Genomic DNA, 16,480 nt, shown 5'->3' on the forward strand with positions numbered 1-16,480 from the left:
AACCGCAAAGCTACTGATTTGTTAATGGGGCTTTGGATCACAGCAAAGCCGCCCAACGCCTTAAGTCAATCGAAGATCAGCCCTAACGCTGGGGAAATTTCGAATGTATTTCCCTGAGCCAGCCTCCTGTTCGGGCAGGTCTTGGACCTGTTTCATCAAAGAATAAGCCTCATGTGCCGAGACTGCCCTGACGGAAACCTTGTATTCGGGCTGCGGCAGGTGCAGGAGCACATCCATAGGTGGTCCGGGGTAAGCGGGCCAATAAAGCCGCCGGCCCGCAGCAAGCAGCATTGAAGTTGACGGCGACGGGTCCGCGGCCTTAGAGAACCATGGAGTTCGGCCCGAATGGGCCGGAGCAGATCCGGAGGGGTGGCCGAGTGGTTTAAGGCAGCGGTCTTGAAAACCGCCGTGGGTGCAAGCCCACCGTGGGTTCGAATCCCACCCCCTCCGCCACAACGCTCCGCTAAACGACTGATATTTTTGAAGAAACCGCTGAAACCACAGGACTGGCCCTAACATTGGCCCCAACACCGACGCACGGCTCAGTTTCTCCAGATACCGGCAAACTTCATCAGACGAGCAGTACACTTACGGCCTTAATGCGGAAATCCAGTCTGCTTCGGCTCCGTGCCAATACCGGCCCTTTAGCCTGGACGCGAACCGGACCGATTTGCGGTTGGGAGCAACATGCTGGCCGGTGACTTTGAGGGAAGTGGTTACCGCTGAGGCGCATCTTCTGTGAGGATTCCATCAACGGGCAGGCTGATGATGCAGTGCAGACCGCCTGGCGTGAACGCCAGGCTAGCCATGCCATCCAGTTCATAGGCCAGCATCCGCTCGATCAGCTCGGTGCCAAAGCCGCGCCGTTGAGGCCTCTCACCTGACAGCCTCACCCCCGTCTCGATCCACCGCAAGACAAGGCGTGGCTCACCATCCGGGCGCTCAATGCCCCACTCCACCGTGATCCTCCCACGGTCTGTTGAGAGGGCACCATACTTCATGGCGTTCGTCGCCAGCTCGTGGATGACGAGCGCGAGGGTTTCGGCCGCCTTCGGGTTCAATCGGACGGTAGGGCCCGTGATGCCGGTGACCCGCTCACCCTCTTGTGCGCCAAGGGCCAGGAGCCCTTCGGCCACCAGCGCCTACGGGATCGGACCGGCTGGTGATGGAGGCATCCTGCGCCTCTTTGCGGGAGATGTCCATTCGGCGAAGCCTGAACTCCTGGATCCGTCAATCGTTGGAAGGTTTGTTGCTTCGCGGGGTGAGCCGAGCCCATGCGCATTCTCCCTCATGACAAGGCGGCCGAGTATCGCCGGCTGGCCGAGGAAGCCAGGGCTATGGCGAAACAGGTCTCGATCCAGGATGCCCGCGACAAGCTCCTCGCGACGGCCAGGCAGTTCGAAACCTTGGCGGATATTGAGGATCGCGGGTTGCGCAGGACCGCCCCGTCCAAAGCTTCCAATCGGAGAGCCGTTCCACGAACGCGGATGCTGCTGTTCCGCCGGGTCAACGGCTCCGCTTTTTCTTCGACACTGATGATGGCGACCGTTTCATCGCTGATGAAGTCGGGCTGGAGGTGGCCGATCTGGCGACAGCCAAAGAAACAGCATGCCGAGCGCTCGTGGACATGGCGAATGATGGTCTCCTCTGTGGCGACCGGCGCGAGTTCAGCATCAATGTCAGGGGGGAGGCTGGAGATGTGGTGTTCCACGCAACACTGACTTTCGCGGTGGACGAAAGCTCAAAGCCTCACGAACAAGGTGGATATTAGCGGCCACGTTCAACCCAGGTGATAGGCACCACTCCTCAGTAGAGTACTGTTGGGCTGTGCCACACGGCACTTTCCTCCTGAAACTTGAGGTCAGCTCCTGATCCTGCTCCCTCCTCGGCACCCCCGATGAGGGAGCTTTTTCTACGACGCAACGACCACAAGCCGTCGCAGTGCCCTCGAAGGGCAGCTTAGGTCACCCGAGGAAATTGCCCCACGGGCAGGAATGTTCGTTTTCTGTTTCTTCGCCGGACATCCGTACTGCTTCGCAGATTTGCATGATGCAGCCTTCCCGGTTTGTAGGGTGGACGGGATTTCGGATCGACCGTTCATGGAACCGGAAGCGTATTCAATCAAAAGGCGCTACTATCTCTTTGCGAGGCGCTGACTAATCCACTTCTCGGCCGCCTCCAGATCAGCAAATGTCGGCTGATCATGTGTTTCCAGGCGCCCGAACCCTGCTTCCAGGTACCAATGGCCAGTTAGTCCATCATACTGGTCGCCAAGGTGGGTCAGCACCGCCAACAGCCGCTGCTTCTCGTCGAAGACCAGCATGCCCTCTTCATCCGATCCGGTGGCAACACGCACTGGCTGGAGGGTGAGGGTCATGCGGCTGGCCGCTCCTGCACCAGGTGAAGATAGGTCGGGTCGAAGTCGCCGGCCTGCTTCAACCCCTCCCAGTCAAGAACGTTCAGCCGTTCGCCTTTCAGCTCGATCAGGCCATTAGCCCGCAACTCCTGAAGCACCCGGTTGACATGAACCGTCGTGACGCCGAGCGCATCGGCGAACTCGCCTTGGGTGATCGGTAGGTTGCAGGCATGGTCCTCGGCCAGCCCCACGGCCCTCAGACGTACCAGCATTTCGCACAGGACGTGCGCCATGCGATGGTAGGCTTCCCGCCGCCCGACATTGAGCAGCCACTCGCGGAAGACGGCTCCCTCCACCAAGGTCTCGCGCCAAAAGGCGGCGGTAAGCCGGGGATAACGCATGCAGAGATCCCACAGATCTTCGTGCTGGATAAAGCCGACGCTGCACGGGCTCAGGGTGGCGACGCTGATGTCCAGCACCTTCAGGTGCAGGCTCTGGAGGTCGGGCATGTCGCCGGGAACACCGAAGGCCACGATCTGAGTCTTGCCGTCTCCCGTGGCCTTGTAGGTGCAGGTGAAGCCGCTCAGGATCACGAAGCAGCGGGAGGGGCGGTCGCCTTCGCGCACCACGTCCTGATCATCCTTGAGGACATTCACCTGCATGGGCAGATCAAGGAGGGCCTGCCGCTCGTCATCATGGAGCGGGAAGATGCTCTCCAGCTTGCGGACGAGCGGGTTGTGATCAGGCGGGAAAGGCGCTGGCACAATCACGCTCCCTATTGGGCAGGCTGGAGCATTCGCATGCTTCAGCACCGAACCCGAGACGTCGTTGATGATGAACCCACCCTTACCAGAATGTATATGCCTGTCTTTGCTCCATGTTATTTTTTGCGTTTTCTTCCAACTTTCACTTCTATAGCAAGGAGAGGTCGCAGGGAAACCTTCGCAGGGGAGACAATCGTCCGTGAATGACGTGCATTTTCCTTCTTGGTACGCTTTCAGCCTCGGGCGAGTGCGCTCAAGATGATCTGCCGCCGGACGTGCCACTGGTCGAGGATCGCCTCCAATTGCCGCAGCAGGTCCCTGGCTTCGGTCACATCATAGCCCTTCTCGATCATCCGCTCGATCCGCTCGATCTGCGCTGATACCCGCAGATCGGCTTCGACGATGAACTCTTGGACCTTGGCGATGTCTTCCTGGCGGTAGGGCATGATGGATGATCATGCCTCATACCGCACTGAATTAACATGCGTTAAAAGAACATACTAACTTATGTTACAAGCAGCAGACGCGATCTCCTCCGCGTTCGGGCGGAATATTATCGAAGAGTTTGCAAGGCGCCTTGGTCCCCGGTTGCTGTGGGGCCACGACTCACACAGCAGCGTGCAGGAACAGGGTGGCTCTGACCAAGCGGTCAGGGCCCAGGTCCTCCTCCGGCTCAAGCTCCAGGAGCTCCGCCAATCGCGTGCGGGCGCGGTTCACGCGGCTTTTGATTGTGCCCAGGGTCGTGCCGCAGATCCTAGCCGCCTCCTCGTAGGACACCCCCTCCGCTCCGACCAACAGCAGTGCCTCGCGTTGCTCGACGCAGAGCCGAGCCAAGGCCGCCTGCATGTCGTTGAGATCCAGGCGAGCACCCTGCTCCGGCAGCACCGCCAGATTGCCAGCCATGACCCCCTCCGGGTCAGGCACTTCCCGGCGCCGTCGTCGGATTTCGGTGTAGAACTGGTTGCGTAGAATGGTGAAGAGCCAAGCCTGCATGCTCGTGCCGGGCTGAAATTTGGCGAGGTTTTCGAGCCCTCTCATCAAGGCCGTCTGCACGAGATCATCGGCGGAGGTGACATCGCCAGACAGCGAGATGGCGAATGCCCGCAGATGCGGGATCGCATCCAGCATCGCCTGGCGCAGGGCTGGGTCAATGGCCATGAGACAACCTCCCCTTCTGGTCCAGCGGTTCCAGGATCCGGAGCAAGGCGTCCGGAACGGGATCGCTCATCAGCTGGGCGTAATGGGCCCGCAGCCGTTCCCCGAGACAGGCTGCGACCTGCGGCGGAAGAGTTGGCTCATGGAGGAATTTGCCTGTGGCAGCCTGCGGCTCCTGGAACGTGTCAGGAACCTGCTCGACGAGGTGGGGCAGTGTGGTCAGCACGTACGCTCCTCCAACTCTGTGGCGAACCATCCATGCGTAACCCTCCAGCGCAAGCCTGCCATTAACCTATGATGGGCTTGAGAGTGGGAACAACTCCAGGCGAACGAGTTCAATCGAGCGTGACGAGGAAGAAACTCCGGCTACGTTTCACCTGCGTGAATGAGCGGATCCACGGTCAAGACCACCTTTGTACGCGATGGTGTTTGCGCATTCATCTTCCCGCGAGAGCCCTGTCGGCTGCCCCCTCCGACAGGGCTCTTCCTGTCATGGAACCACACGAGAGTTGATGTAATGAGTGTTCCCTGTTGCATGATCGTTGAAGACCAGGCGCTGATTGCCATGTCCCTGGAAGCCTATCTGGAAGATGCCGGGTTCGCCGTGGCCGGCCCATTCCCGTCTTGCGCCGATGCCCTTCGGTGGTTGGAGTACAACACACCGCAGGTGGCGGTGCTGGACGTGTCGCTGCGGGATGGCTCCTCCTTGCCGATTGCCCAGGCGCTGAAGGAGCGCAACACGCCCTTTGCCGTCTATTCCGGCCTGCCTTTCACCGCCAGCCTGCCGGAGGAACTCAAGGATGTGCCGTGGCTGGAAAAGCCAGTCCCGCGGGAGGAACTCACCCAAGCTCTGGCTCGCCTCCGGCGAACGGATGCATGACGACATCTTCATTTGCGAAGGAGGAACGATGTTTACCCTCGAAATCGGCGGCAAGCCCATCGCGATCACGGACGCGGAGGAGGCCCAGGCACGGGACATCTTCGAGAGCGATGAATTCAAGCAGGACCTGACAGCGATGACCAGCGAGGGAGCGCCGTTGTGGGACGGGCAAGCGCCCCTGACGATCCGGCCGGCGACCCAGCAGGAGGTTGCGGCGTTCGAGGCCCCCGAGTTCGACATCGATGACGACGAGGAAGACGAGAATGACGGTGACGGTGTGTTCGTGACCTTCCTCGTGCCGGTTGATCATGACCACGAGGAGATGTCGGCCATCCCGCCGGAGCTCCAGAGCTGACAGCGAGCACTTTGGGATTTGCGGTCCACGCACCGCTGTCCCGATGGACCAATTTTCCGACCCCGGTCGTCTCACCTGATCCAGCGCCAGCCATGGGTCCTCGAGGATTGAAATGAACAGTCTAAAGCCGCATCCCAAAGGAACGGAGACGAGGCTCATCACGTGGTGATCGTCGGTGCCGGACTCGCGGGCCTGTTCTCGGCGCAGCCCCCGGGCGGCACGCCCCTGCGCATGACTGTGATCGACCACCGAAATGTTGCTTTGTTCATGCATTCGTCGCAGTTCGGGGATTTAAGGACGACGGTCGGCCGCGCTTGTTTGCACCTCTTGAAGGTCCGGATCGGGTCAGGAACCGAGATCCCCTGCGTTCCCGGAACGTCCGGTTCGATGAGGCTTGCGGTCTTCGAGACTAGGTCTTAGGTGTGCCAGAAGGAGACCTTCCCCTCCCTTTTCTGTCGGGTCCTCCTGAGTGACTTACCCTCCAACAAGCCGCACTGCCGCTACCAGCGTCTATCACAAGCTTGGACGGAAAGAGTTTCAGGACGAGACGTTTGGGAACGTCCCGGGCAACTTGCGCATCTTCCCCTCTGAACGGGATGGCTCGTTATCCTTGTACCCTCCAAGCGATCCCTGCACGATTAGACGTTATGTGTCGGAGGAAGCTGATGCCTGTCTTCAAGCGTGAATTGGCCTTCGCTGCCGATCGCCCTCTCGAGAATGCGGGAGATTGGTGGCACCTAGTCCTCGACACCGATGCGCCGGGTCTCTACGTGGAGCACAGCTGGGCTCGCATGGGCGTTCACTCGGATGGTCAGGCCGACCGTGGTGCCCAGCGCTTTGGCATTAACGACTTCCTCACACTCGCAGAAGGTCAAGCCGCACAGCCGATGCTGATGGGCGCCCTTAAAGAGATGTTCCGGGATTCCGAGCCTACCTCAGAATAGAGGATTCCTAACATTGTGCGTATGCGCCAACCGTCGCTGACTTGGGCTTGCATCAAGAGCAGGCGGAGCAATCGGGTCCTTCAACCTGATTGTTCCGCCTGCAATCTCTCTACTCAGCCGCGTCGAGGAACCTCTGAGCCGTCCAATCGACTTCGCATTCGCTGAAGTAGCGGGAAATGCCACTCTCGAGGGACGGCATGATCAAACCACGCTCGCTCGACAGAGACGTTAGGCGTGGAGTTCCCTCCACCAACCGAGGCCCGGCTCGCCAGGAGAAGCCGCCCTCCGCCGCCACCCGCTCGGCCAGTTCGCTCCAGGAGGTCATGCCCTGGTTCGCCAGGTGCCAAATCCCGTGCTCTCCATCGACCAGAAGATCAAGAGACGCATGAACGAGGTCGGGACCATAGGTTGGCGAAATGATGCCTTCGGGCGGGTTAATGGCGCGGCCTGCCTCCAGGTCGCTGAGCACCTGATAGACGAAGTTTGCTCTGTCCCAGGGGCCGAAGAAGGCGCTCGTGCGGATCACGAGCGCCTCCGGGTGAGCCTGCGCTACGCGTTGCTCGGCCTCAGCCTTGCTCTCGCCGTACACGCAGGCCGGACAGACTGGATCACTCTCCAGGTACGGGCGTCCAAGGCTTCCATCGAAGACCCGGTCGGACGAGAAGGCGACCACCGGCAGCCCGAGGCGGGCAGACGCCTGTGCGATGGCTTCGGCTCCCGTCGCGTTGGCCCTGAAGCACAGATCCCGCTCACGGGCGGCATCATCGACACGAACGTAGCCAGCCGCATTGATCACCGCCCAGGGGCGATGCCGCGCGAGCGCCGCATCGACGGATGCCGGATTGGTGATGTCCATCTCGCCGCGCGTGAGGATCACATGGTCAAGACCGCGCTGCGCGCACAGGCGGGCAAAGGCCCGTCCGAGAGTGCCCGTCGCACCGGCAATCAGGATAGGCCGGCGGGCACGGGATGGCGCTGCGGCCTTGCTCGCCGGTGGATGATAGTGCCGCCCGTCACGCCGCCACCAGCCTTGCTGGTCGAGCACCGGGTGCTCGAAGGTGCCGGTGTGCGCCAGGGCCTCGGCTGCCCTGCCGATCGCGGTGCGGCGCGGCTGGCCGTTGCGGATGTCGAAGGCACCCGGCTCATAGAAGCCGTTACGGGCCACCAGCAAGGAATTCCAGTCCACGGCGCCAAGCAGGGACCAGATGGTGACAGCTCGAATGTCGTGGCCCGTCGCCCTGAGGTCCTGCACGCCTTGCCAGACCTCCATCAGCCAGCGCACCTGCTCCTCACGGGTGGAGCCGTGGTGAGCCTCGGTCACCGCGATGGGTTGCCCGTAGCGGTCCCAGACCTCCGCAAGGCGCGCCTTGAATCCAAGCTCCTCGGACGGAATGTCCATCCGAAGCGCCTCGACATCGGCATAGTGGTCGATGCGCGTGGCCCCATTGAGCGGGTGCAGGTGGTTGCCGCCATGGAAACACTCGGGATAGTGATCCATCGCCTCGTCGAGGTAACGTTCGCTCGTGGGATAGTGATTGATGCCGATGATGTCCGGCGCGGAGTCGCCCTCAAGGAAGAAGTCGAGCTCCTCCTCGTCGATGCCATGCTGGAGGCAGATCTCATACCAGGGATGCGACCGGTCCACCCGCCCGAACAGCAGGTCGAGGCTGAGCCAGCGGCGCTGGTTCTCCAGGTCGGCCTGGTAGCGTAGATGTGGCGTGCTGTACGTCTTGCCCATGTCTTCCGTTTGCACGAGCTGCGCATGCGGCGTGATTCGGCGGATGGCGCGCATGGCGAGCACGGTAGCCCGGCACTCAGTGATGAGGCAGCGCAGGAAAGTGGTGTAGTCGCGCCCATGCGGATGCCAGTGACCGTAAAGCCCGCTGAAGCGGGCCGTCGTCAGCGGCTCGTTGATCGGGGTGAACATGTCGACCCACGGGTAGCGTGCCGCGACACGCTCGGCATGACGGGCCAGCAGATCGGGGAAGTTCGGATCGATCAGGCTGGTGTAGCGCGGCCCGCTGCCATGATGGACAAGACCTGCAATCGGCCGGATGCCGAGTTCGCGCAGGCGAGCAAAACGCTCGTCCGTCCAGGTCCAGTCGCAGATGTCCGGATGATCCGGCGCGATGGACTCCCACACAACGGGGTAGCGCATCGTCCTGATCCCGAGAGCCGCGATGGCATCGAGGTCGGACAGGCGCTGGAGATGGCCTGTCTCCTCCACCTGATTGCGAAACTCATTGCCGATTTGCACAACAGTGCACTCAACGCCGCCCCACAATTGGAGCGGCCGCTTTGCTGGCTCGGTCAAGGTCAAACCTCTTTATCTCAGAGCACGCGGATCGCGCACGAAAGGAGTGGTTCTAACCTGATCCAAGCACCAGTAGTTCCTGATTATTTGACAATATAGCGATATGAGTAACTTAAGTTAGTGAGCTGGCGTGAAGGACCGTTCGCAATAACTGTGCAACCAGCTCTGGTGTTTGGAACGAAGTTGTTCGGACAGGATCTTCCATTAACCTATGATGGGCTTGAGAATGGAAATTGGACGACACGAGAGGGCCTAATGATGGCTTGAGCTCGGAAACTATAGCCGCGTTTAACCTGCGTAATTGAGAGGATGGCCGGTCCCAGGCAGGGTGCACGAAATGGCGGTGTTTCGATCAGCTCCAGCAAGGCGCTGTCGGTCCCATTTGATGGTGGGGCTCTTCCAGCTTCCTGAACAATGAGAGATCTGTTGCGATGACCAGACCCTGTTGCATGATCGTTGAAGACCAGGCGCTCATTGGCATGTCCCTTGAAGACTTCCTGGAAGATGCAGGCTTCTCTATAGCCGGCCCATTCCTGTCCTGTGCCGATGCCCTCCAGTGGCTGGAGCATAACACTCCGCAGGTGGCGGTGTTGGATGTGTCGCTACGGGATGGCACGGCCCTGCCCATCGCCCACGAATTGAAGGAGCGCAACACGCCTTTTGTGGTCTACTCTGGCCTGCCGTTCACCGCCAGTCTGCCGCAAGAGCTCAGGGATGTGCCGTGGCTGGAAAAGCCAGCTCCACGCGAGGAACTCACCCAGGTCATTGCCCATCTTGAGCACCGTGCTTCCTGAAAAGGCCGGGCTGTGACAGCAGAGTAGCTCTTGAGATTCGGTGAGCAGGAGAGCCAATGTTGACCATTGAGGTCGGCGGCATCCCGATTGCCGTGACGAATGTGGACGAAGCCCAGGGACGCGAGGTCTTCGAAAGCGCGGAGTTCAAGCGTGACCTGATGATCATGAACAGTGACGGCACGCCGTTGTGGGATGCGAAGCCACCCCTGACCGTCCGGTCCGCTTTCCGGCATGAGGTCGCCCTCATTGAAACCGCTGATGAGGAGCCTGACATGGGTGACGAAGCGGGAGCCGATTTCGTGTTCGTAACCTTTCTCATGCCGATTGACCATGACCACGAGGAAGTCTCAGCCATCCAGCCTCAGCTTCAGGGCTGATGCCGAGCGCCACGTCGCCGCTCACCGCGCGGTCGTGCTCGACTTCCAGCCGCTTCACCTCCACGCAGGTGAAGATCGTGGACCAAAGGGTCCGCACCTTACATGGAAGTACATTTCTCACCTTCTCGGCCTGATCGGGATCCAAGTTGCAGGCCAGGATCGTGAAGGACCTCTTCGGGTCAAACTCGGCCGTTTAAGCGCGGCCGTGTAAAGGTCTGCTGATCGCCGATGACCTGCCCTCCCCTCTGCGGCTGAAACGGCCCGTGTGGTCTGACGGCCCTCTCGTTGATTTCGCTTCAGCTTAGTCGAGCCAGGGCTGCAGGAGCGGCTTGGCAAGCGCCAACTGCCGCACGATACCCTGGTGCGGCACACCGCGCTGGTGCAGGAACTCCTGCATCTGCTGCTTGACATCATCCCAGGACAGTCCGTGCCGATAGCAGCATTCCAGGTACCTGAGCGTGCGCTCGCGGTTCAACTCGGGAACAGCGAGCGGAGCTTGCTCGTCCATGAAACACTGGGCCACAAGATCTTCGCACGCCATGGCAGAAGCCTTCTGAGACGGTCGAACGGGATATGTGCCGAGACGGTTCAGAATTCGAGGCAGATCTTGCCGAAGTGCGCTCCTGACTCTTCGTACCGGAAGGCATCGGGAATCTCAGCCAAGCCAAAGCTGCGATCGATCACCGGCCGCAGGCCTGTGGCTTCGATCGCGCGCACGAAGTCCATCTGCTGGCGTCGGTTGCCGACAATCAACCCGTGAAGCCGGGCCTGCTTGGCCATCAGGGCACCGGTCGGGACCTCGCCGGCGCCACCAGTCAGCACACCGATGAGCGAGATGTGTCCGCCGAGGCGTACCGCCGCGATCGACTGCGCGAGCGTGCCCGGCCCGCCCACCTCCACCACATGGTCGACGCCGCGTCCACCGGTCCAGTCCCGCGCACGCACGCCCCAGTCCTCATGTTGGCGGTAATTGATGGTGTGGTCGGCGCCCAAGGCCCGGACCCGCTCCAGCTTCTCGTCCGAAGACGAGGTGGCGATGACCGTCGCGCCCATCGCTTTCGCCAACTGAAGGGCGAAGATCGACACACCACCGGTGCCGAGCACCAGTACGACATCACCGGCCTTGAGATTGCCATTGACCACCAGGGCACGCCAAGCCGTCAGCCCGGCTGTTGTGAGCGTTGCCGCCTCGGCATGGCTGAACCCTTTCGGCGCTTGCGTGAACCAGGTGGCGGGACGCACCACCACCTCTCGGGCATAGCCATCCACCCCGTCGCCCGGGGTGGATGAGAAGTCTCCCATGGGCGGCGGCCCCTCGAGCCAGCCCGGGAAGAAGCAGGAGACGACATGATCACCGGCCTTGAACTCGGTCACGCCCTCTCCCACCGCCTCGACCACGCCGGCGCCGTCGGACATCGGAATGCGCCCGTCTTCCGTCGGCATCCGTCCGCTCACCACCCCATAGTCGTGATAGTTGAGCGAGCTCGCATGGAGGCGAACCCGGATCTCGCCCGGACCGGGAGCGCCGGGATCCGGCATGTCGATCAGCTCAAGCCGATCAAGTCCACCGGGTGCATGCAGAACGATCCCTTTCATTGTCCGTCTCCCAATCCTTGTCTGTAGGCTCGTCCAGAGCGAAGGGGTGCCGTTGGGACGAGCGGGACAGGGCGCCTCTTGCCCGCCGTCAGGGCTGCGAACACGCCCGGCTTTCAGCGCCGCAGTCGAAAGTCGCAAGCGCCTCCCGCCTGAAGTCGCGCAACTTAACGCATTGCGGCAAGCCGGGGTCCATGCTGAGACACATCAAGTCCTCAGAAGCTCCGTGAGACGTTTTCCCAGTCTTGTTATTGAGCTTTTGGCCGGACCTGTTCCGAGCGTCTGGCGTTGACGGCGTACTGCCCTCATCCTGGAGCAAGACATGCCTAGCCCTCAAGTGCTCGTGGTCGCCACCTCGCATGACCAGATGGGATCCACCGGTCACCGCACGGGTGTCTGGCTGGAGGAGCTCGCCACCCCCTACTACGCCCTGCTGGACGGAGGTGCGGAGGTCACGCTCGTGTCCATCAAGGGCGGGGCGATCCCGTGGGATCCCCGCAGCCTGCCAGCCGAGGCTGGTGAGGGACCGGGCGAGAAGCCGGAGGAGCAGCAGGAAATCCCGGCCTCAGTTCACCGTTTCCTGGCAGACGAGAACGCCATGCAGACGGCCCGGAACTCCCCTGCCCTTGCGAGCGTCGATCCAGGCGCGTTCGACGCGGTGTTCCTGCCGGGTGGACACGGGCCGATGTGGGATGCGGCCAACGACGAGACGCTGGCTCGCATCGTCGGATCGATGTTCGATCAGGGCAAGGTTGTCGCCGCCGTCTGCCACGGACCGGCCGGGCTGGTGAAGGCCAATCGGCAGGACGGACGGCCCATTGTTGATGGGCGACGGGTGAGCGCCTTCACCAACACCGAGGAGGAGGCGGTGGGATTGACAGCGGTGGTGCCCTTCCTGCTGGAGGACCGGCTTAAAGAGTTGGGAGGCCGCTTCGAGCGAGGACCGGACTGGCAGCCCTTTGCCGTACAGGACGGCAATCTGATCACCGGGCAGAACCCGCAATCCTCCGAGCTTGTGGCTCAGCATGTCCTGACTGCCCTCAGGACAGGCGGCTAGGCCTTCACCCACGATGACGATCCTCATGCTGGTCGGGGCGACTGGGCTCGTGGGCGGCTCCGTCCTGCGGCAGGCGCTGGACGACACGCGTGTGACCCGGATCGTTGCACCCACCAGACGGGAGCTGCCGTCCCATCCGAAGCTCGAAAACCCGGTGGTCGATTTCGAGTACCTGCCGGCTGATGCCGCGTGGTGGTCCGTCGATGGCGTGATCTGCACCTTGGGCAGCACGATGCGCAAGGCAGGCTCGCAGCAGGCGTTCCGCCGGGTTGACCACGACTTCCCGCTGGCTGTGGCGCGGCTTTCCCGTCAGCATGGCGCCCGCGCTTTCGCGTTGAATTCGGCCACGGGAGCGGATCCTGGTTCGCGCTTCTTCTACAACCGGGTCAAAGGCGAGGTGGAGGACGCGCTTCGGGAAATCGGGTTCCTGTCCCTGACCATCGTGCGCCCTTCCCTGATCGGCGGCGACCGGGAGGAGCTCCGGCCCGCCGAGTTCATGGCCATGCGGCTCCTGCGGCTGGCCGAGCGGCTTCTACCACGCCGCTATCGGATCGTGCCGCATGAGCGGATTGCCAGGGTCTTACTGGAGGCCGCGATCACTGCCGCACCCGGCGAGCGCATCATCGAGTCCGAGGCTATCGTCTGAGGAGGCGCCAGGCAACGACCGAGGCCCCATCAAGCCTGCGGTGGCCAAGCCAGGTGCGATCACCCCACCTGCTACGACCGGTTCCTGACAACCTGATGCCGCTGAATTCTGCTGCCGTGTTTAACTTGGAACATGGCCTGCACTCTGCGAATCCAGTATTCCGAAGGGGGCTTCAGAGTTGTTCCTCCCTCTGGATCCTTCTCCCTCCCCGTCCCGCGGGCGAGGGATTTTTTATGGACTGAGTTCACGCAAGCGCTCTGGCGTAGCGCCAGCTGTCCTTTGAGATGGGGCAGCGTGTGGCAGGTCAGCCGCGGATTGGCTCGTCAGCCACGCATCCGCGGCTCCGCGTCCTTGATCCCGGAGATGCTGCAGATGCGCCCAGTCGGTGTTCATGAAGCTGAACTCGCTCAGGCCATCGATATGATCTTCGGCAACAAGTCGGTGCAGCTTGAGACGCCGCAGCTTGCGCCCAAGCCGCGAGTTCTGCATGTCGCCCTCCCGGCAGAGCTGAGCCATCAGCGACAGGGCCTCCAGGTCCCTCTGCAGCGAGCTGTTGAAGGTGATCTGGTTCAGCCGCTTATGGATCTCCGGCGAGGTCGTCGGCAGTTCAGCATGGCTTGCTGGAATGATCTGCACCACCAAAACCTCTGAGGCCCTTGTGGCGGTCACGAGGGGCATCAGGGGAGGGTTCGCCGCATAGCCCCCGTCCCAATGCGGCTCGCCATCGATCAGCACCGCCTGATGGAGTTGCGGCAGGCAGGCAGAGGCCAGGACGACATCGTGGCTCAGGTTCTTGTTGCGGAAGATCCGTAGCGCTCCGTCCCGGACCCGCGTCGTGCCGAGCAGCAGCCGGACGGGCGGGCCAACACGCACAGCCTCGATGTCAACCTCCGCAGTGAGGATGTCGCGCAAAGGGTTCAGATCGAACGGGTTGAACTGGTACGGAGAGAGGTGCGAGGTCACGTGCGACAGGACGGGGTTGGCCGAGAGGAGACGGCTCTGGCGGCCCGCCTCGCTGATCCTGCGCCAGAACCGCTCAAGGGTGATGCGCGCTTCGCCCGCACCTCCTTTCGCCAGTCCGGAGGCGAGCAGGACCGCGTTCATGGCGCCTGCACTGGCCCCACTGACGGAATCGAAGGTCACGCCTTCCTCTAGGAGCCGGTCGAGCACGCCCCAGGTAAAGGCACCAAAGGCTCCTCCACCCTGCAGCGCGAGCGAGATCCGCTTTGGCTTGGAAACTGCGCTCCTGACGGCGCGCCCAGGAACAACCTTGGCCTTGGCCGTGGAAAGCGGGGCAACAGGGCCGGCGATGGGATTGAGAAAGTTCAGGTCTGCCTCCATTTCGCCGCAGGTTTTGTTGGTATTGATCGTCGCGCGGCGGGGCCGTTCGGAATTGTGTGTCCGAACGCAGGAAGGCGAACGTCTGAGACGGCTAGTTGTTGCTGCGGTGCAGCATACGGCTAAGCCGTTGCGGCCATGCGCCCAAGACATGGAACCACATAGGACGTCCGTGAAAGCGTCAGGCGCTCGGGGCGACGCTGGACCAGATTGGAGCTGATCCGCGGCTGGCTCCTCGCCCCGTGTTTGCCGAGGCGCGCCCCGACAACGCTGCTTCCATCCGGCTGCTGACCAAGGTAGGCTTCTACGTCATGGGACGTCCCGGTCCCCGGCCCGACCGGATCGAGTTCGGACTCGGATGAGAACGCCACGTTCATCAGAAGATTAACCGATGGATGTTCCTGACCTTCTCCCCGACGTCATCTTCGACCGACTTTCTTAGACGCATCAGGCAAGGGACTTCGCTTTTGGCGTTAAACGGGCGGCCATGGGCCCTCACATCATCGCGCGATAGGATGATGTGAAACGGCACTGAAGCGTTGGCCCCTCGCAAGGGAGGCGCAACGCCTCGGTTTAGCGACATATATAGGAATTTGGCAGGGCATTATCGGCGCCGGCGATGACCGCTAACGCTATGAACTCGCTAGGACATCATGTGCGTAATGGCAGTCAGCCCGAGGGGCCGTACTCGATGCTGATTTACACATCAGAGCGACGTTAATGAGGAGCCATGAGAGCCGCCTTGCCGGCCTTCAACGAGCTTGATCTTGGCATCGACCAGATCGGCCAGGGCGCTGTCCGGCGTCATGACCCGCAAATCCTTCGATGCTTGCTTGAGTTCAGCCAGTGTCGCTCTGTCGACAAGCGTTCGCTCGGCAATCTGCGATACTTTTTCATAAACCATACCTCAATCCTCTAGGTATCAAAACAGCCGGCAGCCAGTCTTTCAAATGCGACTTTCATAGGCTTGCCCGGAGGTCATTTCAGGCTGCCGGCAACGCTCTTGGTCTGGCGGGCTTTACACCCTCAGGAGTGACTGCTCCCGCTGTTTAGGCGAATGAAAGTGCGACTTTTGCGACTTGGAAGACGCAGTCGTTTCTTACAATCCTTGCGACGCAGGACGCTCGCAACGTCCCTGGAGATGGTGCTGCGAGAAGCCAATGGGCTTTGGCCTTATCTGTCTCCGAACGGATGAAACGGCCCACGGGCCGCTCGCCTGGGCCGATCCAGTTCCCGGAGCCGGTGCTCCAGATCATGAAGATCACAAGCCTCCTCAAGGTACTGCCTGTCGCGTTCGGCATCCGTGGGCAGAAGATCATGCCTGAGTTGTCTCAGATGGGCTCCTATCTTGTTGGGCCACGGTCCTCGGTTCAGGGTGATGCTCGACAAGCGAAGGAATGCCGAATTGAGAAGTGGAATAAGGACCATGTCATAGCTCCTGGTTGGGGATGAGCCTTCCCGGTGTTTCCTAAGTCGGTCTTCTTCTTGTTTTCAGGCTCCTCGGTGCACCTGAATTGTCAGCGGTGCCCTGCTTTCGCCAGCGGCAAGCGATGACTTCTCCGCTCGACCGTGATCGTACGACCTGCCTTGAACGGGGTGAGTGCAGTCCCTCCAGCGGAGAGGCGCGAGGGAACGGAAGCCTCGAGGGCGACGGGCCTGACCTCGTCCTCGGGCAAACCCATCAACTGAGCTGCGATTTCGATTTGGCTGTCGATGTTGTTCGTCAGGCCTTGGGCTGCCGTGACAGCCTCCTCGACACTTGGCGGATCATGCCGAGTCCGCCGCCGGTTCCACTCGGGTGATCGTGTCGGCTTCTGTACCATTTTAACATTCTCCACCATGCGGGAAGCAAACGCAGGACGGAGAGAATTGTGCGCTGCACAATTGCCGCAGGCGTATGGACGCAG

The 16,480-nt window shown here is 61.5% G+C and carries 21 protein-coding genes and 1 tRNA gene; 9 read left to right on the forward strand and 13 right to left on the reverse strand.

The features are described from left to right. The first annotated feature begins 363 nt into the window (after window positions 1–363). A tRNA-Ser gene (locus tag E4K09_RS21040) sits at window positions 364–453 on the forward strand. Between the two features lie 263 nt (window positions 454–716). Here E4K09_RS21040 and E4K09_RS21045 read toward each other — a convergent pair. After that, window positions 717–1,136, reverse strand: coding sequence for a hypothetical protein (locus E4K09_RS21045; RefSeq protein ID WP_134499658.1), 420 nt, complete (start codon window positions 1,134–1,136; stop codon window positions 717–719). Between the two features lie 440 nt (window positions 1,137–1,576). Between E4K09_RS21045 and E4K09_RS31145 the strand changes: the two genes are divergently transcribed. Then, a complete protein-coding gene (locus E4K09_RS31145) occupies window positions 1,577–1,771 on the forward strand; it encodes a DUF6894 family protein (protein WP_425293868.1) in 195 nt (64 codons plus the stop codon). Window positions 1,772–2,134: 363 nt separating this feature from the next. On the opposite strand, the gene E4K09_RS21055 is transcribed toward E4K09_RS31145, so the two are convergent. From E4K09_RS21055 to E4K09_RS21075, 5 genes are all read right to left on the reverse strand, one after another. Further along, window positions 2,135–2,377: a hypothetical protein gene (locus E4K09_RS21055; protein WP_134499660.1), complete on the reverse strand. Its 243-nt coding sequence runs from the start codon at window positions 2,375–2,377 to the stop codon at window positions 2,135–2,137. Beyond that, the gene (locus E4K09_RS21060; RefSeq protein WP_244610619.1) at window positions 2,374–3,120 is read right to left on the reverse strand and encodes a Crp/Fnr family transcriptional regulator; all 747 of its coding nucleotides are present in this window, start codon (window positions 3,118–3,120) and stop codon (window positions 2,374–2,376) included. The genes E4K09_RS21055 and E4K09_RS21060 overlap by 4 nt, the downstream gene beginning before the upstream one ends. 233 nt (window positions 3,121–3,353) lie before the next feature. Further along, window positions 3,354–3,566 (reverse strand): hypothetical protein, encoded by a 213-nt coding sequence (locus E4K09_RS21065; RefSeq protein ID WP_134499661.1) that lies wholly within the window; start codon window positions 3,564–3,566, stop codon window positions 3,354–3,356. Window positions 3,567–3,726: 160 nt separating this feature from the next. Then, entirely contained in the window at window positions 3,727–4,278 is a 552-nt protein-coding gene (locus tag E4K09_RS21070) for a sigma-70 family RNA polymerase sigma factor (protein WP_134499662.1), read from the reverse strand. Then, window positions 4,268–4,501 carry a NepR family anti-sigma factor gene (locus E4K09_RS21075; protein WP_134499663.1) on the reverse strand — a complete coding sequence of 78 codons (234 nt, stop codon included), beginning with the start codon at window positions 4,499–4,501 and terminating at the stop codon, window positions 4,268–4,270. The genes E4K09_RS21070 and E4K09_RS21075 overlap by 11 nt, the downstream gene beginning before the upstream one ends. Before the next feature lie 309 nt (window positions 4,502–4,810). On the opposite strand from E4K09_RS21075, the gene E4K09_RS21080 reads away from it, so the two are divergent. The 3 genes from E4K09_RS21080 to E4K09_RS21090 all read left to right on the forward strand — a co-directional run bounded on the left by E4K09_RS21080 (window position 4,811) and on the right by E4K09_RS21090 (window position 6,454). Continuing rightward, on the forward strand, window positions 4,811–5,155 hold the full coding sequence (locus tag E4K09_RS21080; RefSeq protein ID WP_166802427.1) for a response regulator: 345 nt from the start codon (window positions 4,811–4,813) through the stop codon (window positions 5,153–5,155). Window positions 5,156–5,183: 28 nt separating this feature from the next. Next, entirely contained in the window at window positions 5,184–5,510 is a 327-nt protein-coding gene (locus E4K09_RS21085; protein WP_134499665.1) for a hypothetical protein, read from the forward strand. A gap of 665 nt (window positions 5,511–6,175) precedes the next feature. Beyond that, a complete protein-coding gene (locus E4K09_RS21090; RefSeq protein ID WP_134499666.1) occupies window positions 6,176–6,454 on the forward strand; it encodes a hypothetical protein in 279 nt (92 codons plus the stop codon). 109 nt (window positions 6,455–6,563) lie between these two features. Here E4K09_RS21090 and E4K09_RS21095 read toward each other — a convergent pair whose 3' ends face one another. Beyond that, entirely contained in the window at window positions 6,564–8,711 is a 2,148-nt protein-coding gene (locus E4K09_RS21095; RefSeq protein ID WP_244610620.1) for an SDR family oxidoreductase, read from the reverse strand. A 506-nt stretch (window positions 8,712–9,217) separates the two neighbouring features. On the opposite strand from E4K09_RS21095, the gene E4K09_RS21100 reads away from it, so the two are divergent. Next, the gene (locus tag E4K09_RS21100) at window positions 9,218–9,562 is read left to right on the forward strand and encodes a response regulator (protein WP_244610621.1); all 345 of its coding nucleotides are present in this window, start codon (window positions 9,218–9,220) and stop codon (window positions 9,560–9,562) included. A gap of 56 nt (window positions 9,563–9,618) precedes the next feature. Beyond that, window positions 9,619–9,939 (forward strand): hypothetical protein, encoded by a 321-nt coding sequence (locus E4K09_RS21105; RefSeq protein WP_134499669.1) that lies wholly within the window; start codon window positions 9,619–9,621, stop codon window positions 9,937–9,939. Between the two features lie 301 nt (window positions 9,940–10,240). On the opposite strand, the gene E4K09_RS21110 is transcribed toward E4K09_RS21105, so the two are convergent. Together E4K09_RS21110 and E4K09_RS21115 are read right to left on the reverse strand one after the other, a co-directional pair. Continuing rightward, window positions 10,241–10,480: a hypothetical protein gene (locus tag E4K09_RS21110; protein WP_134499670.1), complete on the reverse strand. Its 240-nt coding sequence runs from the start codon at window positions 10,478–10,480 to the stop codon at window positions 10,241–10,243. 47 nt (window positions 10,481–10,527) lie between these two features. Continuing rightward, the gene (locus E4K09_RS21115) at window positions 10,528–11,535 is read right to left on the reverse strand and encodes a zinc-dependent alcohol dehydrogenase family protein (protein ID WP_134499671.1); all 1,008 of its coding nucleotides are present in this window, start codon (window positions 11,533–11,535) and stop codon (window positions 10,528–10,530) included. A gap of 319 nt (window positions 11,536–11,854) precedes the next feature. Here E4K09_RS21115 and E4K09_RS21120 point away from each other — a divergent pair, with 319 nt between their 5' ends. After that, a complete protein-coding gene (locus tag E4K09_RS21120) occupies window positions 11,855–12,589 on the forward strand; it encodes a type 1 glutamine amidotransferase domain-containing protein (protein WP_134499672.1) in 735 nt (244 codons plus the stop codon). Window positions 12,590–12,602: 13 nt separating this feature from the next. Further along, window positions 12,603–13,235 carry an NAD(P)H-binding protein gene (locus E4K09_RS21125; RefSeq protein WP_134499673.1) on the forward strand — a complete coding sequence of 211 codons (633 nt, stop codon included), beginning with the start codon at window positions 12,603–12,605 and terminating at the stop codon, window positions 13,233–13,235. Window positions 13,236–13,466: 231 nt separating this feature from the next. Here E4K09_RS21125 and E4K09_RS21130 read toward each other — a convergent pair whose 3' ends face one another. From E4K09_RS21130 to E4K09_RS21145, 4 genes are all read right to left on the reverse strand, one after another. Beyond that, window positions 13,467–14,576 carry a patatin-like phospholipase family protein gene (locus tag E4K09_RS21130; RefSeq protein WP_134499674.1) on the reverse strand — a complete coding sequence of 370 codons (1,110 nt, stop codon included), beginning with the start codon at window positions 14,574–14,576 and terminating at the stop codon, window positions 13,467–13,469. Between the two features lie 703 nt (window positions 14,577–15,279). After that, entirely contained in the window at window positions 15,280–15,477 is a 198-nt protein-coding gene (locus tag E4K09_RS21135) for a hypothetical protein (protein ID WP_134499675.1), read from the reverse strand. A gap of 269 nt (window positions 15,478–15,746) precedes the next feature. Next, window positions 15,747–16,001, reverse strand: a complete 255-nt coding sequence (locus E4K09_RS21140; protein ID WP_134499676.1) for a DUF3563 family protein — start codon at window positions 15,999–16,001, stop codon at window positions 15,747–15,749. Between the two features lie 89 nt (window positions 16,002–16,090). Further along, entirely contained in the window at window positions 16,091–16,396 is a 306-nt protein-coding gene (locus E4K09_RS21145) for a hypothetical protein (protein ID WP_134499677.1), read from the reverse strand. Window positions 16,397–16,480 lie beyond the last annotated feature (84 nt).

It is taken from the genome of Microvirga pakistanensis (assembly GCF_004458765.1).
Lineage (GTDB): Bacteria > Pseudomonadota > Alphaproteobacteria > Rhizobiales > Beijerinckiaceae > Microvirga > Microvirga pakistanensis.